General features: G+C 44.8%; 18 protein-coding genes. 7 read left to right on the top strand and 11 right to left on the bottom strand.

Annotated features, from left to right (window positions below; translation table 11 throughout):
• Window positions 1-128: 128 nt before the first annotated feature.
• From OCW38_RS15185 to gcl, 6 genes are all read right to left on the bottom strand, one after another.
• Window positions 129-1565, bottom strand: coding sequence for an amidohydrolase (locus OCW38_RS15185; protein ID WP_010432699.1), 1437 nt, complete (start codon window positions 1563-1565; stop codon window positions 129-131).
• A 259-nt stretch (window positions 1566-1824) separates the two neighbouring features.
• Window positions 1825-2433, bottom strand: coding sequence for a TetR/AcrR family transcriptional regulator (locus OCW38_RS15180; RefSeq protein ID WP_010432697.1), 609 nt, complete (start codon window positions 2431-2433; stop codon window positions 1825-1827).
• A gap of 163 nt (window positions 2434-2596) precedes the next feature.
• Window positions 2597-3907 carry a glycerate kinase type-2 family protein gene (locus tag OCW38_RS15175; protein ID WP_016766953.1) on the bottom strand — a complete coding sequence of 437 codons (1311 nt, stop codon included), beginning with the start codon at window positions 3905-3907 and terminating at the stop codon, window positions 2597-2599.
• Between the two features lie 187 nt (window positions 3908-4094).
• On the bottom strand, window positions 4095-4991 hold the full coding sequence (locus tag OCW38_RS15170) for a 2-hydroxy-3-oxopropionate reductase (RefSeq protein WP_010432690.1): 897 nt from the start codon (window positions 4989-4991) through the stop codon (window positions 4095-4097).
• 37 nt (window positions 4992-5028) lie between these two features.
• Window positions 5029-5805: a hydroxypyruvate isomerase gene (gene hyi / locus OCW38_RS15165; RefSeq protein WP_016766951.1), complete on the bottom strand. Its 777-nt coding sequence runs from the start codon at window positions 5803-5805 to the stop codon at window positions 5029-5031.
• Window positions 5806-5921: 116 nt separating this feature from the next.
• The gene (gcl, locus tag OCW38_RS15160; RefSeq protein WP_016766950.1) at window positions 5922-7694 is read right to left on the bottom strand and encodes a glyoxylate carboligase; all 1773 of its coding nucleotides are present in this window, start codon (window positions 7692-7694) and stop codon (window positions 5922-5924) included.
• Between the two features lie 314 nt (window positions 7695-8008).
• Here gcl and aceB point away from each other — a divergent pair, with 314 nt between their 5' ends.
• Together aceB and OCW38_RS15150 are read left to right on the top strand one after the other, a co-directional pair.
• Window positions 8009-9634 (top strand): malate synthase A, encoded by a 1626-nt coding sequence (aceB, locus tag OCW38_RS15155; RefSeq protein WP_016766948.1) that lies wholly within the window; start codon window positions 8009-8011, stop codon window positions 9632-9634.
• 103 nt (window positions 9635-9737) lie between these two features.
• The gene (locus tag OCW38_RS15150; protein ID WP_008220964.1) at window positions 9738-10178 is read left to right on the top strand and encodes a GlcG/HbpS family heme-binding protein; all 441 of its coding nucleotides are present in this window, start codon (window positions 9738-9740) and stop codon (window positions 10176-10178) included.
• A 142-nt stretch (window positions 10179-10320) separates the two neighbouring features.
• Here the strand turns inward: OCW38_RS15150 and OCW38_RS15145 are convergent, their stop codons facing one another.
• Together OCW38_RS15145 and OCW38_RS15140 are read right to left on the bottom strand one after the other, a co-directional pair.
• Window positions 10321-10758, bottom strand: a complete 438-nt coding sequence (locus OCW38_RS15145) for a DoxX family protein (RefSeq protein WP_010432679.1) — start codon at window positions 10756-10758, stop codon at window positions 10321-10323.
• Window positions 10759-11122: 364 nt separating this feature from the next.
• Window positions 11123-11605: a MarR family winged helix-turn-helix transcriptional regulator gene (locus OCW38_RS15140; protein WP_010432677.1), complete on the bottom strand. Its 483-nt coding sequence runs from the start codon at window positions 11603-11605 to the stop codon at window positions 11123-11125.
• A 124-nt stretch (window positions 11606-11729) separates the two neighbouring features.
• Between OCW38_RS15140 and OCW38_RS15135 the strand changes: the two genes are divergently transcribed.
• The 5 genes from OCW38_RS15135 (at window position 11730) to OCW38_RS15115 (ending at window position 17543) form a co-directional block, all read left to right on the top strand.
• Window positions 11730-12623, top strand: a complete 894-nt coding sequence (locus OCW38_RS15135) for a DMT family transporter (protein WP_016785504.1) — start codon at window positions 11730-11732, stop codon at window positions 12621-12623.
• 134 nt (window positions 12624-12757) lie between these two features.
• Window positions 12758-13681 carry a LysR family transcriptional regulator gene (locus OCW38_RS15130; protein WP_261896182.1) on the top strand — a complete coding sequence of 308 codons (924 nt, stop codon included), beginning with the start codon at window positions 12758-12760 and terminating at the stop codon, window positions 13679-13681.
• A 171-nt stretch (window positions 13682-13852) separates the two neighbouring features.
• Window positions 13853-15535 (top strand): hypothetical protein, encoded by a 1683-nt coding sequence (locus OCW38_RS15125; RefSeq protein ID WP_016790794.1) that lies wholly within the window; start codon window positions 13853-13855, stop codon window positions 15533-15535.
• 73 nt (window positions 15536-15608) lie between these two features.
• Window positions 15609-16262 (top strand): hypothetical protein, encoded by a 654-nt coding sequence (locus OCW38_RS15120; RefSeq protein WP_016785501.1) that lies wholly within the window; start codon window positions 15609-15611, stop codon window positions 16260-16262.
• 366 nt (window positions 16263-16628) lie between these two features.
• Window positions 16629-17543, top strand: coding sequence for a DMT family transporter (locus OCW38_RS15115; RefSeq protein WP_016766946.1), 915 nt, complete (start codon window positions 16629-16631; stop codon window positions 17541-17543).
• A 108-nt stretch (window positions 17544-17651) separates the two neighbouring features.
• Here the strand turns inward: OCW38_RS15115 and OCW38_RS15110 are convergent, their stop codons facing one another.
• From OCW38_RS15110 to OCW38_RS15100, 3 genes are read right to left on the bottom strand one after another with little or no spacing between them, the layout of a single operon-like run.
• On the bottom strand, window positions 17652-18833 hold the full coding sequence (locus OCW38_RS15110) for an MFS transporter (protein WP_010432674.1): 1182 nt from the start codon (window positions 18831-18833) through the stop codon (window positions 17652-17654).
• A complete protein-coding gene (locus tag OCW38_RS15105) occupies window positions 18823-19992 on the bottom strand; it encodes a phosphotransferase (RefSeq protein ID WP_016797775.1) in 1170 nt (389 codons plus the stop codon). Before OCW38_RS15105 ends, OCW38_RS15110 begins: the two co-directional genes overlap by 11 nt.
• Window positions 19993-20277 carry a GNAT family N-acetyltransferase gene (locus OCW38_RS15100; protein WP_016766944.1) on the bottom strand — a complete coding sequence of 95 codons (285 nt, stop codon included), beginning with the start codon at window positions 20275-20277 and terminating at the stop codon, window positions 19993-19995. It abuts the gene before it with no gap.
• Window positions 20278-20357: the final 80 nt, after the last annotated feature.

Genomic DNA, 20357 nt, shown 5'->3' with positions numbered 1-20357 from the left:
TACTTTAGCTAACCGAAGCGTTGCGTTAATCCAAGAGACCGAGGTTAAGGGGATCAACCACCAACAAAAAGGCCGACGTGGTGTCGGCCTTGTTCAATCAGTTCGATTTTTAAAAACCGATTTACATCTTAATCCATCAGGCTCTTAGACTTAATCGCCTTCTTAGAAAGCTCTTTGGCAAAGGCTTTGATATCAGTTTCAAACTCATCGACGCTTTGACGAATGTCATCCAGTTGAACGGTCTGCATCACTCGATTTTCCATTACGATTTGGCCGTTAACAATAGTGGTGTCGATGTTGCTTGGGTTCGCTTGGTAAACCAAAGTCGCATATGGGTCGTAATTCGGCATCATGTTCGCCGATTGTGTCTCTACAATCACGATGTCTGCTTTCTTACCCGCTTCAAGAGAACCGATTTGGTCTTCCATGTGTAGGGCTTTCGCACCACCTAATGTCGCCATCTCAATCACTTGCTCAGGAATCATGATGGTGCGATCTGAATGCTTTAAGCGCTGCATATTAGCTGCGTAGCTTAGGGTGCGCATGATATCGACTTGGTTTGAACTCATTGGACCGTCTGTTCCTAAGCCAATGCGCATGTCGGCACGATACATCTCCCAAGCAGGCGCAATGCCTGTCGCCCCTTTGGCGTTCGCCATTGGGTTGTATGAGATACCCGCGTCAGCTTGCTTGAGTAGCTTTTGATCGTTCTCTGACAGGTGGATACCGTGAGCAATCACGACACGCTCATCAAGCACACCGATTTCATCCATGTATTCAACTGGCGATGTCGCTTTGGTTTCGTCTTTGATGCGCTTTTCTTCATTCGGGAATTCAGCAACGTGAATCAACACGGGTACATCGTATTGAGCCGACAGTTTATTGATTTCTTGCAGCTTATCTTTGCTCACGGTGTACACCGCGTGTGGTGCATAAGCAGGTGTGATTAACTCATCGTTTTTGTACTGCTCAATAAAGCCTTTGGCATACTCGATGCCGCCGTAAGGTTCTTTGGCATCAACCACTGGGAATTTAATCACGGTTTCACCCAGCACGGCGCGCAGGCCGACTTCTTTGGTCGCCTTAGCCATTTCGTCCATGTGGTAATACATGTCAGCGTAAGTCGTGACACCACTTTGCGCCAACTCGATAGAACCAAGTTTGGTTGCGTTGTAAATCAATTCACGGCTTAGCTTTTCTTCCTCAAGTGGGAAGAAGTAAGCAAACAGACGATTCGAGATGCCCTCTTCCCCCAAGCCACGAAACGCTATCATAGGCAAATGGTTGTGAGCATTGACCATGCCCGGCATAACGATTCCATCTTGAGCGTCAATCACCTTTTCAGCGCGGTATTGAGTAATCAAATCCTCGTTACCAACAGCGATGATCTGGTCATCTTTCACCACAACCACACCGTCTTCAATCACATCCATTTCTGAATTGATTGTTAGAACCTGTCCATTGGTGATGATCAGATCGGCGTTGTATGTTTGCGTCGCGACCGTCGAACCACAACCTGCCAGTAGAACTGTGCTGATGGTGCATGCCAAGCTTTTAAGCGTCATTGCTAAACCTTAATGTTGTGCGTGTAATAAATATAGAAGTCTAATATTAGCTTCTAGCTTTAATAAAAATGAGGTAATTGAATTTTTGCCGATACTATAACGCTAACTTTAAATAAAATGGCATACCTAATCGAGCCAAATTCAAGATAAATAAGTTATTGCACAACAGGTCACAAAAGTAGCTTTGCACATATGCTCACTCACATGCACAAACAAAAAAGGCCTGCAATCGCAGACCTAAATAAACGTTCAAACAACGTTAGCCTTTCACCCCACACCCTTTAATCACTAGCTGGGTGATGAATTCAGCGGCATCTTCATAGTCTTTATCATCGAGCTGCTCTTTCTGCATCACGCTACAAATCTGCCAGCCAAAATCGGCGTAGGTTTGGGTGGCTGCCCAGATGGTGAACATCAGGTGGTGTGCAGGAACGTCATCCATTAAGTCTTGTGCTGACCACGTTGAGAACTTATCGAGGATCATCTGGGATTGCTTATACAGTTCGTCACCAATCTCTTTCGGCAATACTTTAGCGCCAGACATCACTTCGTTTGCAAATACCTTAGAGGCGTGTGGATGGTCACGAGAGATGATCAACTTAGTTTGAATATATTGAGATAGGGCTTCAACAGGGTCGCTGAGCTCTTCAATCGGACGTGACGCTTCCAGTAAGGGCTGAGTGACGGTTTCTAGAACGGCATTGTAGAGCTTATCTTTGGAGCTGAAATAATAGAATACATTAGGTTTAGGGATGTCGGCCGCTTTCGCGATATCAGCCATTTTTGTTGCGGCATATCCATGAGTAGCGAATTGTTCACACGCGACTTCGATGATTAAATCTTGATTCTTTTGTCTGATCCTAGACATATTGCCCCCCTTACAGCTCATCAATAAAACCATAGTAATCAACGTGCTTTATTAGTCCAGAAGATAATTCCAGAACTCAAGGCCACCGCATCGATAACAATAAAATGGCCGCTCTATTTGTTAAGAAGCGACCATTCCATACCGTGTTTTTGAACTGTTCAAGTTATAGAATCAATATTGCGCGGAAGTCATTCACATTGGTCAACGTCGGTCCCGTGGTAAGAAGCACATCGACTTGCTTGAAGAAATCGTAGCTGTTGTTGGCATCGAGATAGTCTTGCGCTTTAAGCGACAAGCTCGAACCTTGCTGCCATGTTTGTGGGGTAATCCACGCGCCCGCATTGTCCTCCACGCCATCAATCCCATCAGTATCAGCGGCCAAAGCGAAGATATTGTCTTGGCCCTTGAGCTCGTTATATAGACTCAACAAGAACTCACAATTACGCCCACCGCGACCATTTCCCTTAACTGTTACCGCGGTTTCGCCGCCGGAAAGTATCACGCAAGGCGTCGCAAATGGGTGCTTGTGATTGGCCACTTGCTTAGCCAATGCAGCGTGAACTTTCGCAACATCTCGCGCTTCTCCCTCTATACAATCACTCAACAGATAAGCCGGAATGCCTAAGCCTTCAGCTTCTGCTGCAGCGGATTCCAATGCCGACATCGGGGTGGCGATAATATGGTGCTCTGCATTTTTCCAACATACGTCATCTGGCTTAACGGTTTCTGACTCTGGATTATTTAACCATTCAAATGCCGAGCGTGATGTTTCTATTTGGTAACGTTCTAAAATTGCCATTGCATCAAAACGCGTGGTGGTGTCGGGTACGGTTGGGCCAGAGGCAATCACGCTAATGTCATCACCCGGCACATCAGAAATCGCCAGTGACACTACCCTTGCAGGATACGCCGCTTTGGCGAGTCGACCGCCTTTTATCGAAGATAGATGTTTGCGAACACAGTTCATCTCATCAATGGCGGCGCCTGATTTAAGCAACGCCTTATTGATTTGTTGCTTCTCTGCCAAGCTGATGTCGCCACCGGGCAGACTTAACAAAGCGGAACCGCCCCCCGACAGTAGGCAAATCACCGTGTCGTCGGCGCTCAAGCCACTCACTAATTGCAGCATACGTTGGCTTACTTCTAAGCCCATCGCATCTGGCACGGGGTGCGCCGCTTCAATCACTTCGATATGTTCGCAAGGGGCGGTGTGTTCGTAACGAGTCACCACCAAGCCTTCAAGATCACGCAGTGCAAGATCTTGTTGTTTCTTTGCCTGCCACACCGCTTCGAGCTCTGCTGCCATTGATGCGGCCGCTTTTCCTGCTCCTATCACCACAGTACGCCCGGCTTGATTAGCAGAGCGATAAAAAATGTCTCGAGGAAGAAAAGGTTCGATGTGATTTTTAGGTAGCGCCTGATTAACAGCACTTGAGAAAAGGGTTTGTAGAAACTGCTTAGCATCAATGTCCATCAGCCACTCCTTAGTTGACGGAGAAAAAAAGAACCCCGATACAAGGCTAAAGGGTGCCTGCTAAGATCAAGTTGGAAAGGAACAACTTCAACCTCTGCCTCGTATCAGGAACGCGTATAAAAGGAGACGAAACTACGCGATTTATAAACAAACAGGTGGGCTACGAATCAATAGCAGCCCGAATTAATTAACGAATCGAGTGGTCAGAACGTTTCTCAATCGCTTGGATAAGCGCAGAGTGGTCCCAACCTTCACCGCCCATTTCGGCGCACTCGCCAAACAGCTCTTGAGCGTTAGCCGTATTCGGCAGCGCGACACCCAATTCTTGAGCGCCCGTTAGCGCTAAGTTCAGGTCTTTCTGGTGAAGCGAGATTCTAAAGCCAGGATCAAATGTGCCTTCAACCATGCGCTCGCCGTGTACTTCCAATATCTTAGAGTTAGCAAAGCCACCTAGTAGCGCCTGACGGACTCGTGCTGGATCAGCACCGGCTTTTGAAGCAAACACTAAGGCTTCAGATACGGCTTCAATATTCAGTGCCACAATGATCTGGTTTGCGACCTTACACGTTTGACCTGCGCCGTTGTCTCCGACTAGCGTGATGTTCTTACCCATGATTTCGAACAGAGGACGAGCTTTATCAAAGGCGTCTTGTTCACCGCCCACCATGATAGTCAGTGCCGCATTGATAGCGCCTACTTCGCCGCCGGATACCGGAGCATCAAGGTATGACGCGCCGCCTTCGTTGATTCGAGCTGCGATTGCTTTGGTCGCGATTGGCGAGATCGAACTCATGTCGATAACCAGTTTTCCAGCTGCACCGCCCGCTGTTAGGCCTTTCTCGACACCGTTATCACCAAACAGGACGTCTTCTACTTGAGGTGTATTCGGCACCATTAAGATAATGATATCTGCTGCTTCAGCCGCTTCTGCTGGTGAATGACAGATCGTTGCACCCGCTGCCACAAGATCGGCAGGTGCTGCATTAAAGTGATCCGACAGAATCAAATCGTGACCTGCTTTTTGAAGGTTACTCGCCATAGGTTTACCCATGATGCCAGTTCCTATAAATGCAATTTTAGACATGTTGTTCTCCTTAACGTTTGAGGGTTACCAGACGCAATTAACGGTACTGGTGTAGCCAACCAAGGCCTTCTGTCGTCGTTGTTTTTGGCTTGTATTCGCAACCAACCCAGCCTTGATAGCCAAGCTCATCAAGATAATTGAGTACGAATGGGTAATTGATTTCGCCAGTACCCGGTTCGTGTCGGCCTGGGTTATCCGCCAGTTGCACGTGTGCGATTTGGCCAATGTTTTGTTGCATGGTCGGCGTAAGATCGCCTTCCATAATTTGCATGTGATAAATATCGTATTGGATAGAAAGGTTATCGCTCCCTACCTCTTTTATGATCGCTTTGGCTTGCTCTGTGGTGTTCAAGAAGAAGCCCGGAATATCGCGGGTGTTGATCGCTTCTATCACTAAGCTGATGCCTTCTGCTGCTAGCGCGTTTGCCGCGTAATGCAGGTTAATCACAAACGCCGATTGCGCGTCTTGTTGGGTCACACCTTGCGGAACAATCCCGGCCAAGCAATTCACTTGTGTACAACCGAGTGCTTTAGCGTAAGCGATGGCTTTAGGTACACCCGCTTGAAACTCTTCAACTCGTGTTGGGTCTACCGCGATACCACGATCACCAGCATCCCAATCACCCGCTGGCAAGTTAAATAGCACTTGCTCTAGGTTATTAGCGTCGAGCTTTGCTTTGATTGCCTGAGCATCAAAAGCGTAAGGGAAAAGATACTCCACACCTTGAAAGCCCGCTTCTGCGGCAGCTTCAAAGCGATCCATAAAATCAACTTCCGTGAATAACATTGACAAGTTTGCTGCAAATTTTGCCATGACTCTGTCCTTATTCTTTATTTGGTGAAACTATGACTTGTTTAGTGAAGCCTCGCTCTATTGGAGACTTTCCGTAGAGCTAAACCTCAGCTCTACGGATACACATTACTTAATGATTACTTGTACGCCAGCGCCGTTGGAGCATCGCCGCGGCTTTCGGCAAGTGGCTCAAATTCGTTGATGGCGTTGATCTCTACGCCCATCGCAATATTAGTCACTCGCTCAAGAATTAGCTCAACAACAACCGGCACTTTATGCTTATTCATCAACTCTTTGGCTTGTTCAAACGCAGCGGAAATTTGCTCTGGTTCACAAACTCGAATCGCTTTACAGCCTAAGCCTTCAACAACGGCTACATGGTCTACCCCGTAGCCTTCAAGCTCTGGCGCATTCTGGTTATCAAATGCCAGTTGTACACAATAATCGATATCAAATTGGCGCTGAGCTTGGCGAATCAAGCCTAGATACGAGTTGTTCACCAACACATGAATGTATGGCAGATTGAATTGAGCACCTACTGCCAGCTCTTCGATCATAAATTGGAAATCATAGTCTCCAGAGATAGCGACAATATCGCGATCAGGATCAGCTGCTCTTACACCCAATGCGGCTGGTGTTGTCCAACCTAGTGGGCCAGCTTGACCACAGTTGATCCAGTTACGCGGCTTATAAACATGCAGGAACTGAGCGGCAGCGATTTGCGACAAACCAATGGTGCTCACATAACAAGTTTCACGACCAAATACCTTGTTCATCTCTTCATAAACACGCATCGGTTTCATTGGCGCTTCATCGAAATTGGTTTTACGCAGCATGGTCGATTTGCGTTCCTGACACTCACTTGCCCAAGCATTTCGGTTTGGCAGCTTGCCAGCATCACGCCACTCTTGCGCCACTTCAACCATTAGCTCTAGCGCTGCTTTCGCATCAGAGACAATGCCTAAATCTGGGCAGAACACGCGGCCTATTTGGGTTGGTTCAATGTCTACATGTACGAACTTTCGGCCTTCCGTATAAACATCCACAGAACCGGTATGACGGTTAGCCCAGCGGTTACCAACACCAAACACAAAATCAGAGTTGAGCATGGTTTCGTTACCGTAACGGTGAGAAGTTTGTAGCCCCACCATACCCGCCATTAACTCATGATCATCCGGGATCGATCCCCAACCCATTAAGGTTGGAATAACAGGAACACCAGTGATCTCGGCAAACTGTTGCAACAATTCAGACGCGCCAGCGTTAATCACGCCACCACCCGATACGATCAGCGGTTTTTCCGATTGAGACATCATGGTTAATGCTTTCTCAACCTGAGCGCGTGTTGCTTGTGGCTTATAAGGCTCTAGCGGTTCATAGGTATCGATATCAAACTCAATCTCAGCCAGCTGAACATCAATCGGTAGATCAATCAGGATTGGACCCGGACGACCCGAACGCATTAAATGAAAGGCTTTTTGGAATGCACGTGGCACTTGAGCCGGTTCAAGAACCGTAGTCGCCCACTTAGTGACTGGTTTAGCGATAGATTCAATATCAACCGCTTGGAAGTCTTCTTTATGAAGGCGGGCACGCGGGGCCTGACCTGTAATACATAGGATTGGGATTGAATCTGCAGACGCCGAATAAAGTCCCGTGATCATGTCCGTTCCCGCAGGGCCAGAAGTACCAATACACACACCGATATTGTCTTGATTGGTACGTGTGTACCCTTCAGCCATATGCGATGCACCCTCTACGTGGCGAGCTAAGACGTGGTCGATTCCTCCGAGTTTTTTCATAGCCGCATACATAGGGTTTATTGCTGCGCCGGGAACACCAAATACGATGTCTACACCTTCACGTTTAAGCACTTCTACCGCTGCTTCAATCGCTTTCATAATTGCCATTCGAACCTCCAGTTCAGATTGTATACAATTAACCTAACTTTTGTGTACTATGAACCATCCTCGCTATTTATCAACCCCAGAATGAAACAATCTTGTTACATCAACCCATCACATTAAGTACGCACTTACCCTGAAAAGCTTACAATTCATTGCTTTACATAAAATATCTTTACGTAAAAATAAATTACAAAAAGATTAAATGATAAATAAATGTTAAATACCGTTTGCTTGTTTACAATTTCTACCATATAAATATCCTTAAAAAGATAATTTTGTATACAAAATGACATCGTATTGTACAAAGGAGACAAGCAATGATGAATGACGTGAAAGAGAGAGAAGATGTGCTGTGTATGCAGGTACTTGGGAAGATGGACAACTCCGAGTACAAAGAGATCTTGTCTAAAGATGCATTAAAGTTCTTAGAAGCCCTTGTTAATAAGTTTGGAGATCGCCGTCATACCCTGCTAAATGACCGTGACATAAAACAAGCTCAATATGACAACGGTGAGTTACCTAATTTCAGAAAGGACACCATATCCATTCGTCAGAATAATGAATGGAAAGTGGCAACACCGCCGCCAGAGTTACTGGATCGCCGCGTAGAGATCACCGGACCTATCGAAAGAAAGATGGTGATCAACGCGCTAAACTCAGGCGCGAAAGTCTTCATGTGTTGCTTTGAGGATGCCTCTTCCCCGACTTGGGCCAATATGGTCGAAGGGCAAATCAACCTAAGAGACGCCAACCTTGGCACCATTAGTTATTTCGATGAGAAGAAGCAGAAGCGTTACCAATTAAACGACGATCCTGCACTGCTGATCGCACGCCCACGAGGGATCCACCTTCCAGAGCAATCCATCCAATTCAACAATCAGCCTATCGGCGGTTGCTTGATGGACTTCGCCTTGTACTTTTTCCATAACTATCAATCACGAGCACAACAAGGTTTAGGGGTTTACTACTACATTCCCAAGCTTGAGAGCATGGAAGAAGCACAGTGGTGGGACGATATTTTCAGCTTCACCGAAAACTATTTCCACGTACCCAAAGGCACCATTCGTGCGACGGTTTTGATTGAGACGCTTCCAGCCGTATTCCAAATGGAAGAGATCTTGTACGCAATGCGTGATCATATCGTGGCAATGAACTGTGGCCGTTGGGATTACATCTTCAGCTACATCAAAACGCTGAAAAACCATAAAGACCGCATCCTGCCTGACCGCCACGGGATCGGCATGGATCAAGAGTTTCTAAATGCCTATAGCCAACTGTTGGTGCGTACTTGTCATGCTCGCGGCGCACTGGCGATGGGTGGTATGTCGGCCTTTATTCCAGCGAAAGATCCGCAAGAAATGGCGCGTGTAACCGCCAAGGTTATCGAAGATAAGCAAAGAGAATCTCAGAACGGACACGACGGCACATGGGTCGCGCACCCTGCACTGGTTGATTTGGCAATGTCGATCTTTGATAAGCACTTAGATGGCAAAGTAAACCAAATGGATTTTCAAAGCCCGGAGCATGTGATCAATGCAGACTCGTTGCTAAAGCCTTGTGAAGGCAGCCGCGACGAAGCCGGCGTGCGCAAGAATATCCGTATTGCGCTGTATTACATCGAAGCTTGGATTCAAGGCTACGGCTGTGTACCTATCTACGGCCTTATGGAAGATGCCGCCACCGCAGAGATCTCAAGAGCCAATATTTGGCAATGGATCCACCACGGCGTCACGCTTGATGACGGCCAAACCTTTACCAAACAATTGTTCCACTCTTGGCTTTACCAGGAGTTAGACACGATAAAACATGAAGTCGGTGACTCGCGCTATGCAGCAGGTCGATTTGAAGAGACAGCTGATCTTTTCTATCAACTTTCTACAGCCGAAGAGTTCGCTGCCTTCCTAACTTTACCCAGCTATGGACTATTACAAGAGTCCAGTTAGGACTCTTGTACCGAGCTGAACCAGTCAATGATATTCACAAACAAGAGTAATGATTGGCTGGCTGAGCTTGGTACGTATGCCCCTTGAAAAACTAGGAGATAACATGGGAAGTTTGACTCTACAACAAGCATTAACCATCATCGATGGAACCTTAAAAGCAGGAAACAAAATCCACACAGAACCTTTGACGGTCGCCGTCTTAGACAGCGGTGGCAAGCTGATTTCTCTGCAACGTCAAGACGGCTCTAGCATGATGCGACCAGACATCGCGATTGCTAAAGCGTGGGGGGCACTCGCACTGGGTTGTTCCTCTAGAAAACTCGCCCAAGATGCTGACAACCGACCAGCATTCATCTCCGCCGTAAACGTGCTCGCACACGGAAACATGGTGCCAGTTCCTGGGGGGCTACTGATTCGAGACAAGGATAAAACGGTATTGGGTGCTATCGGCGTGAGCGGTGACATTTCAGACATTGATGAAAGCTGCGCCATTAATGGTATTGGCTGCGCAGAACTGTTCAGTGATGAGATGCTGCAAGCTTAACTCGCTAACTCTCTGTACTTGAAATTCTTAGACAGGAACAAAAAAACCGAAGCGATTAGGCTTCGGTTTTTTGATTCATAAGTTGCGCCAACAACACTAACGAATAACGAATAACGAATAACGTGTGATTAGACAAAGAGCACTAACGAACAAGAACCATTAAGCGCGTCCATTTGGTATCTTGCTTTAGCTTGTTAGACAGCCAGTAATCAACACTAAACGATCCCGCGCCAAGTACCGCTAACGCCAGATACCCACCAGCAACAGAGACATTTTTGTAGAAGTGAATCATTTGACCCGACGAACTTGGGTCGAAGTGAAACATAACACCAGAGACTAAAGAAAAAAATGCAATCGAGAACGCTGTAAAGCGAGTCATAAATCCAGCTAAAATTGCAAGCCCGCCACCGAGTTCAAGCAAGATAACCAAAGGCAACAAGTGAGCACTAACTCCTTGAGATGCCATATATCCCGCGGTTCCTTCATAGCTAAATAGCTTTCCCCAACCCGCTTGAATAAACAAGTAAGCCAATAAAATACGAGCGAAAAAAGTTAGTGTGTCGTTCAATCTAGTGTTCATAGTTCTAAGCCTTGATAAGTTTCATTGCCGATAGGTTATTCGACTTAGCATTAAGATGATAACGAGAAAAATAGAACAACTTGTTTGAAATTTTAGTAGACATGCTCGCATACAAATTACTGACTAAATCCGAAGATTGAACAACCTCAATGCGGTTACCATTGCCTTAAATTCATTAAAACACTTGCTTTGAAAAAGCTAGAGAAGTGCTGGAGAGCCTCGGCTCAACCTAAGCCATCTAAATGAGTCAGAGATGTAAACCCATTTAACAAACACAAAAAAACCGAAGCTCATCACTTCGGTTTTCAAATCAGATTAAGTTAGCTCAGTTCAATAAATTCAGCAAGCCGCTCCAGCCAGTCAATTACTCGTATGCACTCAACCATGTTTTCAGCAGCTGGTTAGTATTTTTCTTCTGGCTCGCAGACAGAGATTTCACAAGCTTCTTCTGCGTTTCAACATGCTCAGTCATCATTTGGTCAATAAGAATAAGACCATCTTTTGTTAACTGAACACTCACGCTGCGTCTGTCTTCTTTACTGTGCTCACGACTGATCAGCCCTTTCGCTTCTAGCTTATCAAGGCGATTGGTCATCGCGCCTGATGTCAGCATCATCGAGCCGATCAATTCTGACGGAGTCAGTCGGTAAGGCTTTCCAGAACGTCGCAACGTCGCCAGCACATCAAACTCACCCAGCTTCATGTCGTATTTTTTATGAAGCTCGGCAACTTGCGTCTCCATATACTTGGCAATACGCATAATCCGGCCCATCATTGCCATAGGCTCAGTTTCTAATTCGGGCTTTTCCTTTGCCCATTGCTCTACAACGCGGTCGATAGCATCCATTTGCAATCTAGCTCCGTGATTAGTCTTGTTTACTTCAAACTAGTTTAACATAAAGATACTTTACAACCACTAGTTCTCAGTATACAGTTCACACAATAGTTATCTTAACGTAAAGATATTTCAAATGAACATATTATTAGCAATGATCCCCGCGTTCTTTTGGGGAACAACCTATGCAGTGACGCAATTTACGCTACAGGAGTGGCCACCATTATTATTAGGTGCTTTGCGTGCGTTACCTGCTGGTTTGTTATTGCTAGCAGTAAAGCCGACACTGCCTAAAAACGGCGAGTGGCAGATCATTTTCACATTGGGTCTTATCAATATTGCGACCTTCTTTGGCCTGATCTTCGTGATGGCACTAACGCTGCCTTCAGCGATTTCTGGCGTGGGTATGATCTCTGTGCCTGTGTTCGCTATGATCTTCCATTGGGTAGTGAAAAAGCAGCGCCCGCATTTGATTCAAGCCCTGTCTGGTATTGGCTTGATCACCTTAGCGTGGATATTGTTTAACCCAAGCCAGATCGCATTAAACCCGATCGGTTTGGGCGCCATGTTTGCGGCAATCATGTGTATCGTTATCGGCAGCAGCATTACCAAATCACTGGGTAATCGCATGCACTGGTGGAAAGTATTAACGTGGCAACTGATTTTGGGTGGTACGATTTTGTCTGTCGCGTCTGGCGTTCATGCGTTCATCGACCCGCAACCTTATGTTAATGCTGTCACTCATTTCGATTCTCGCAATGCAATGGGTCTATTGTGGGTAATTGGGCTAAATACTGCGCTTGGTTACGGCATGTATGTATGGTTACTACAACGTATGTCTGTGGTTGATTTCACCTTCGGTGGCATCGCTAACCCAGTGGCTGGCATCGTTACGGGGATGGTGTTGATGGGTGAATCCTTTACTCCAGTACAGTATTCACTGATGACAGGCATGATCGTGATGTCACTGCTACCGCAACTTATTCTGGCAGTAAGACAGTCCAAACAAGTTAAGCCTGTTACGCAGTAGAAGATTTAGATTGTTACTTATAAACCCGCCAAGTGCGGGTTTTTCTTTACAGGCATCACACCTATATAAAATATGTATTTGTTCTCGTACCGACCCAACCTTATAGTTAAACAACTAATAATAAGGTGCTCAATATGGCAAAAGACTTGTTTTCTAGCTTAGATTTAAATCTACTGCGAACTTTTATGATCCTGCATCAAGAGCGGAATATGCGCAAAGCATCCGAGCGTTTATTCGCATCTCAACCGGCGATCAGCAAAGCTCTACAAAGATTGCGCGATCATTTTGACGATGAGCTATTTGTAAAAACGCACCACGGATTACGTGCAACAGAGCATGCCAATATGCTCGCCGAGAGTATTTCACCAATCTTGGATGATCTTTCTTCAGCACTCAATAATAGTAATGAATTCAACCCTAGTGAACTACGCGGGCCCCTCAAGTTAGCGTTATCTCCTTTCCTCCTTAGCTCACTATCAAGTAAGTTATTCAAAGCAATTCGCTCTCAAGCTCCGCATGTTCAAGTTCAGCTATTAAACTGGTCTAAAACAACGATGGCTGACATCATTAATGATGAGGTGCTGATTGGTTTCAATTATGAAATTAACCACGCCCCCAAGGAGCTCTTACAACAACCGATAGCCCAAGACAGTTTTAAAGGTTACTTGAGAGAAGGCCATCCTTATCAGAAAGATTTTATTGAAATCAAAGATGGCGTTAAGTTTGAGCTGGCTACAATTATTGCGATAGATTGGAACTCTCATCAAACACTTGCAGAAAAAATAATGAAAATCAAAGGACTAGAAGCAAGAATAGGCTTCCGTTCAGAGCTGCCATCAGCGGTTATTGATGTAGTACAAAACTCCGACATGATGTTCCCTGCCTCGAAATTTTTAGGCATAGAGAAGAAAACCTCCTTACGGGCCATCGACATCTTATTTGACAACAAGGATATCAACCCTATCGTGTGTGCATACTTTCACCACAAACATCGTAACAGTCCTACAACTCTATGGCTTAAGAGGATATTGGATAACCTTCTCAATAATAACCAGTAGTTATCACCCTCTTTACTCTGTTTCATTAATAACTAATCGTTAAGGCCTCTATTCTTTTAAGGAATTAGAGGCTTTTTTATTCAGTCCATATACTTCTCTCATCGGCTAGGAACGCCACATAACACTGCAAGAAGCAAACCTTGTTCCTATACAATTATTTGAGAGTAAACCATGAAACTAAAACTACTAAGCACTGCTATCGCAGCGACATTCCTTGCTGGCTGTTCTTCTTCTGGTAGCAGCGATAACGGTACAAGTCCTGAACCACAGGTTGGCGTTGCTGATGTTATTTACAACGAAGAACTACGAACAGCATATATCATCGGCGATGAAGGTAACAATGCTGTAGTGATTGGAGATGGTGAAGGTAACGCTGTAGTAGCTGTAAATGGTGAAGTATTCACTATCCAAGGTGATGTTGTTGTCGACGCGAATGGCGATATCGTTGGCACAGTGGTTACAAACAATGGTGTTGCGACCGTTTATATCAACGATAAATCATATACATTAGCTGTTGAAAATGGCCGATTGATCATCGAAGGTTCAGTGTTAGACCCAGAATTTGGTGATGACGAATGGGGACCTTCTGCTGGCAATGAATTCTTTGCTAATTACATGATTGTAGACGACCTTGGAATGCCTGTAGCGCTTATCGAAGGTGACAACGGTAACTACATGTGGGTCATCCAAGGAGATGATACCTATTACCTCAATATTAACGGTTCAGATGCTAAACCAACTCACAAAATCGTAGATGGTGAAGTGCTAACGATGTCTGGTGAAAGCACCGGAATCACAGTAGAAACTCACCGTACTGATGGTCAAATTACACATCTGACATTCAATACTCCTCGCGGTGAAGAAATCATTATTAGCCATGAAGACGGCCGTCTAATCGCAACAGTCTTTGGTCACGGTCATGAGCACGAAGGCCCTGATTCCGCGCCTACTTACGGTGACATAGATGACGTTCTAGGCACAACTATCATTACTCTGGACAACGGTGAGACACTGATTTTGAAAGATGGTGTTTTATACCACCCAAGCTCAGACAGCGGAGCTGTGCTCAATGCTGACGGTACAATCACTAATATGGATGGCGAAGTTATCGCTCACGCTGAAATGCAAGAGCTCGGTTTTGTTGTGAGCTTAGAAAATGGCGCAGAAATTACGTTCCGTAATGATGACGGACGTCTTTTCGCAGCAATAACTGGTAAGCCAAACATTGAGAACCCAATTGAACGTCCAGCTCCTATAAACCCTATTGAAGGTGAAGCGTCTAACGAATTACCAACTATTGGTTATGACCTCGATGGCAATACCCTTACTGTCACTCTTCTAGATGGCACTGAAGTCAAGATCAAAGACAATGGTGTAACTGGTGGTGTAATTATTGGTCCAGAAGGCACAAAAACAGTTTCAAAAGCAACTATGGACGCTTATAAACAAGCAGCAGAGTTACTATCCGTTGATGAGCAAAAAGCCCTTGTTACTGTGTTCTTAGTAAACCAAAGTGGTGACGCTATTAATGACGATGCTCGTCGAGCTCTATGGCAAACTCAAAAAGATTCGACTCTTGAATGGGCTAAACAGTCACCAGAAAATACAGCAAAAATGCTACATATCATTTCTATTGAAGTGGACGAAATAGGGAAAGAACCATACTCATTAGGTTACTACCTGTTGACGGGAAAGAAACAAAGCATCGATGATATTAAAAACATTGCTCAGGAAAAAGTAAGAGGCCTTTCAGATATCCAAAAACAAGAACTAAAAGGTAAAATTCAATCTCTTTCTCAAGAACAACGTCAGCAAATTAAACAAGCAGTCAAAGACCGCGTTAGTCGTAGCTAGTAAAAAATAATAAATATAAAAGCAAAGGAGCCGCTTATTAGCGGCTCCTTTTTATTTTAGAGTTGAGAACACGATGAAACGACTATTGATCACTTTATTGATGCCCTTTACCATATGTGCAAACGACCATCAATTACAAACATTAAGTTACCACGAGCCGAGTTTAAGCTTTCAAACAGCCAAAGCCGGAGACAGCTGGATAGGTACAGTCTCTGGTGTCATTCAAGCAACTGAAGAAATCAACATCAGTGCAGAAATTGACTCGGAAGGTTACCTAGAAATAGGGACGGGTTACGGCTTGATGTTGGGTAACTTTTACACTGAAGCTTTCGTGAGTTATGGCCGAGCAGACCTGATCGATATCTACGATATAGGCTTATTTGGTGGTACTGCAATCACGAACAATATTATGGTATTTGCAAACACATCGCATGAATGGCGCGATGTTTCTTTGTCCTTCATAGATATGACAGATAGGGAGTGGAAGAACACTGTCGGGACAAGTTACTCTCCCACAGAGTTTATGAACTTTTCCTATTCATTTAGTCATGACCGCCAATTAACGGGCTCAAAAGGTTATTACAACAGCCAAGACGTCACTTTTACGCTGAAACCCAAATGGGTAGAACCTTATGTGAAATATACATTCGGTCAAAAACGCGTTAGCCCCGGAGATGTATTTCGTTCCGATGGCAGCGTCGAGCTAGGCTTCAACCTCCGTTTTTAGTTTACCTTTCGTGTGGTAGCTCTCACCCCTTTATAGTTTGATTCAATAAAGGGGCTTTTTGCCTCGTACTAAGTCTTTAGTACCAATCAAGAATAAAACAATCACCTTAAATAATGTTCTCACTTCGGCCTCAATTTCAACCTTCTATCTCCCACCAACCCCTCCAAAAGAACAATGATTTTAACTCACCCTGCCTTTGTGAAAATAAATTATTAAAAAAGATTACATTAGAGATTTAATTTCTATATTTCATTTCAATTAGAGATAAAAAGACAAAAACTTTCTCCGACGACCTACTTATACTGTGCCACGTCATTAATGCGCCACAAGCTTATGATTTAAAATAATTATTAATGAGTAGTCACCATGAATTCGAAGTCTCTAACTATCTTGCTTTTTGTCTCTGTTTGCTTAATTTGGGGAACCACTTGGTTCGCTATGGAAGTAGCATTGCATTCTATCCCACCTATTTTTGCTACTGCGTTACGCTTTTTACTTGCAGCACCTCTGCTTGCGGTATTAGCGAAAGTCTTCAACCAACCACTGCTGTTCCCTAAAGGTAAGCGCCAATGGCTGCTTATTGTTGCGCTGATGTATTTCGCGATTCCGTTTACGTTGATGATCTATGGCGAGCAATACATCTCTTCAGGTTTAGCGTCGATCATCTTCGCCAACATGCCTGTGGTTGTGATGCTGATGTCTGGCTTATTCTTAAGTCTACGACTGGCGAAGCACCAGATATTCGGTTTGATTACTGCTGTTGTGAGCCTATGTTTAATCCTTGGCAACGAAATGCAGATGGGTGGCGATGACTACCTAATTGGCACGGTTTGCTTAGGCCTTGCTGTTGCGATTCACGCAGTTATGTATGTGCTGGTTCAAAAGCACTGCAAAGGTATTGAAGTACTGACCTACAACGCCGTACCGAGCCTGATTGCTGCTTTATTCTTATTCGCTGTTTCAGCTGTAGGTGAAAACGTGAATGTTGAATCCTTCACTGGGGATTCAATCTCAGCCGTGGTTTACTTAGGCTTTTTCGCGAGTGTTGGCGGCATTGTGGCTTACTTCAAATTAGGACAGGTTTCGACCCCTTTCCAAGCGTCTATCTGCTTTTTGATTTTCCCGGTAGTAGCGCTGCTAATATCTTGTTACGTCAACGGTGAAGTTCTGTCTGAACAATCATTGTTTATGATGATCCCCCTGCTTTGCGGCATTTTACTCACCAAGGCACCAAAGGGAATTTTCAAGCTGCGTACCGAATTAAAAACCGTAAGAAACTGATCCGCGTGAAACCTATTTTGCGGATTAGATATACATATCCCACATAAACAAAAAGCTCCAATATCACTATTGGAGCTTTTTGCTTATTTCATAATATCGAGACCAACATTAGCGCCAGCTAAACATTCGCACTTCGTTGCCCTCTTCAGGTTTCTTCGGAATGTTTAAAGATAGCGCTAGAGAAACCACGGCCATCACTGCACCAATATAGAAAACCGTTGCAGGAGAAGACAACCAAATCACACCAAACACCACTGGAATAACGACCGCTGCAATATGATTGATGGTGAAAGAGACACCAGCGGTTGATGCCATGTCAGCCGGATCTGCAATTTTCTGAAAGTAAGTTTTGATCGCTAGTGCCAATGCAAAGAACAAATGATCGACCACGTAAAGTGCTGCCGCCCACTCTGCGTTTTGCACTAAGCCATAACCGACAAATACACCAATCAAACCGACATACTCGAAAATCAGCGCCTTACGCTCACCCACCACACCAATAAATCGACCAATACGTTTTGCGAACAAGAAGTTAAATAGGTAGTTGATTAAGAACAATAGCGTTATGTCAGCTGCCGAGTAACCGAATTTCTCTACCATCAGAAAGCCTGCAAACACGGTGAAGATTTGTCTTCTTGCACCACTCATAAACGTTAGTGCGTAGTAGAGCCAGTAACGCTTTCTCAATACCAGTTTCTTATTTTGTTGGGTCTTAGTCTGAAATTCAGGGAAACCAAAGGTCATCACCAAAACTAAAACAAAACCAATTCCGCCAGTGATGCCATACACCCAAGCAAAGTCGAGTTTGAGTTGCTCTAACATCACCCAAATAGAGCCATAAGTGATTAAAGATGCCAACGCGCCAACGGAGATCATCTTACCTAACATCTCTGGTGCTTCTTCTTTACTCAACCATTGTAGTGACAAAGACTGCTTCAGCGTTTCAAAATAGTGGAAGCCCGTCGACATCAAAATCGTAGTCAGCAACAGACCAGTGAGTGAAGGGAACAGACCCGTAATCGCGGTGCCTACAGTGAGCATCGCTAGCGATATCAACATAAAGCGTTGTTCACGTATGAAGGCCAGCACAAACACTACGGTAAACGCTAAGAAACCAGGTATTTCACGAACACTTTGCAATAAACCAATATCCGCACCATCAAAGTTCGCTTTTTCAATCACGAAGTTATTAAGCAGTGCCATCCAGCTCGAAAACGCGATAGGAACAACAATCGAAATCAGTAATAAAAAGTTTTGCGGCGTTTTCCAGCTCGCAGTTCTATCGAACATTGACGGACTCCTGTTCGTCTAATTGAGTAAGCACTCGTAAGGTCAACTGCTCAGTATACGGGTTAATCTTCCAATGCTCTGGGCTCCAGCCTTTTACGAAACGTTGGAAGTCGGCCCATGCGACATAGAACATTGGTCGCCAAGCGGATTCGACTTCATAGAACGAAAGCTGTGGCTGATAGTACGCCAATGCCTCTTTCAAGTGTCGGAAGTAAATATCCAGTACCTGTGACTCAAGTTCAGCGCAGTCTTGCGGCCTCACCGCACTACTCATGAACAAAGCGACATCTTTCATCGCACAACCGTGACCCACATATTGGAAATCGACGGCAGCTGCGTTTTGGATTTCTGAATCAAAACAGAAATTGGCAAGCTTGGCGTCTCCATGTACCAAGGTTGGATACGGACACTTTTTGAGTAAATGGTCGATGTGCTTGGCTTGGTTCTTCAAGGGTAAATCAGTCAAAGTGTTTAACTCATCAGGACGTGTGTCTAAATGCCAATATGTGCCGACTTGCCACAATGAGGCTGATTGTTCTTGATCTACATTGATGTGCTTTGCGTGAAAGTTAGCGAGCCATTTTAGGCAAGCATCGCGTTGTTTATGTTCTTCTAGTGTATAACCAGAAGCTCGTTCAGACTGAGTATCTTCGGTCTCCACAACATCAAAAGCAGCAAACACATCAAACTGAGAAGTTAACGGAAAGCCTATATCCGCTAAGTCTTGCATCACAATTAGCCACTCATTCTCTTCTAGTTCACAGTGCAACCCTGTAGGTATAGGGCAACGTTCGTCCCACTGTTGGGTGAACGATTGATACCATTTCGTCTCAACTTGGTAAGAGTGCACCTTTCGCTGATGAGATAATTTGGTGTTCCACCCCTTGGGGTGTTCGGCTTTGTCTGGCAATACGACATGCTTAACGATGACGCTGTTCATCGAAGCACTGTTATTTTTAACAAAGACCAAGCGAACTAACTCGCCGTAACCGCCCCACAAGCGTTGAATAACTTGTATATCAACGACTTCATTGCATCCGAGCGAGTTGGCAATTTTCTGATAAAGTACGGGAACCGATTGGCTCGAATCGGCTTCAGTTTGGCTAAGTTGTTTTGATGACTTTGGTTTTGGCACAATTGATTGAGACATAAGTACCATTTATGCCTCAGACGCTAAAAGATGCGACCATTGTTTCTGCCTATGCATGTAGTGAACAACATAACTGCACACTGGAACGATCTTAAAACCTGCCTGTTCTATTTCAGGTAAAATAGATTCCATCATCACCTTACCAAAGCCCTTGCCTTGCAGTTCATCAGGGATACGAGTCGAGGTGATATGAAGCACATCCCCTTGTTTGTGGTACTTAACGACTGCAAATTGGTTTGGTTCGAGTTCAACTGTGATCTGGTTCTCATCTTGAACCCATTTTATTGCCTTCATTCTCAACTCCTACAAATAATTGATACGACAAACAATTAAAGTTTGAAGTATGAGTTCCATGTAATAGACTAACGCAAGTG

The organism is Vibrio cyclitrophicus (assembly GCF_024347435.1).
Taxonomy (GTDB): Bacteria; Pseudomonadota; Gammaproteobacteria; order Enterobacterales; family Vibrionaceae; genus Vibrio; species Vibrio cyclitrophicus.
Note: the sequence above shows the minus strand (reverse complement) of the source record. Positions and strands in the feature narration are given on the sequence as shown.

Bases quoted from the DNA above. Each gene is read 5' to 3' on its own strand.
- OCW38_RS15150 (WP_008220964.1), top strand. From the start codon at position 9,738: ATGGGAAGTTTGACTCTACAACAAGCATTAACCATCATCGATGGAACC.
- OCW38_RS15140 (WP_010432677.1), bottom strand. From the start codon at position 11,605: ATGGATGCTATCGACCGCGTTGTAGAGCAATGGGCAAAGGAAAAGCCC.
- OCW38_RS15135 (WP_016785504.1), top strand. From the start codon at position 11,730: ATGAACATATTATTAGCAATGATCCCCGCGTTCTTTTGGGGAACAACC.
- OCW38_RS15120 (WP_016785501.1), top strand. From the start codon at position 15,609: ATGAAACGACTATTGATCACTTTATTGATGCCCTTTACCATATGTGCA.
- OCW38_RS15115 (WP_016766946.1), top strand. From the start codon at position 16,629: ATGAATTCGAAGTCTCTAACTATCTTGCTTTTTGTCTCTGTTTGCTTA.
- OCW38_RS15110 (WP_010432674.1), bottom strand. From the start codon at position 18,833: ATGTTCGATAGAACTGCGAGCTGGAAAACGCCGCAAAACTTTTTATTA.
- OCW38_RS15100 (WP_016766944.1), bottom strand. From the start codon at position 20,277: ATGAAGGCAATAAAATGGGTTCAAGATGAGAACCAGATCACAGTTGAA.
- OCW38_RS15185 (WP_010432699.1), bottom strand. From the start codon at position 1,565: ATGACGCTTAAAAGCTTGGCATGCACCATCAGCACAGTTCTACTGGCA.
- hyi (WP_016766951.1), bottom strand. From the start codon at position 5,805: ATGGCAAAATTTGCAGCAAACTTGTCAATGTTATTCACGGAAGTTGAT.
- gcl (WP_016766950.1), bottom strand. From the start codon at position 7,694: ATGGCAATTATGAAAGCGATTGAAGCAGCGGTAGAAGTGCTTAAACGT.
- OCW38_RS15180 (WP_010432697.1), bottom strand. From the start codon at position 2,433: ATGTCTAGGATCAGACAAAAGAATCAAGATTTAATCATCGAAGTCGCG.
- OCW38_RS15175 (WP_016766953.1), bottom strand. From the start codon at position 3,907: ATGGACATTGATGCTAAGCAGTTTCTACAAACCCTTTTCTCAAGTGCT.
- OCW38_RS15170 (WP_010432690.1), bottom strand. From the start codon at position 4,991: ATGTCTAAAATTGCATTTATAGGAACTGGCATCATGGGTAAACCTATG.
- OCW38_RS15125 (WP_016790794.1), top strand. From the start codon at position 13,853: ATGAAACTAAAACTACTAAGCACTGCTATCGCAGCGACATTCCTTGCT.
- OCW38_RS15130 (WP_261896182.1), top strand. From the start codon at position 12,758: ATGGCAAAAGACTTGTTTTCTAGCTTAGATTTAAATCTACTGCGAACT.
- OCW38_RS15105 (WP_016797775.1), bottom strand. From the start codon at position 19,992: ATGGTACTTATGTCTCAATCAATTGTGCCAAAACCAAAGTCATCAAAA.
- aceB (WP_016766948.1), top strand. From the start codon at position 8,009: ATGATGAATGACGTGAAAGAGAGAGAAGATGTGCTGTGTATGCAGGTA.
- OCW38_RS15145 (WP_010432679.1), bottom strand. From the start codon at position 10,758: ATGAACACTAGATTGAACGACACACTAACTTTTTTCGCTCGTATTTTA.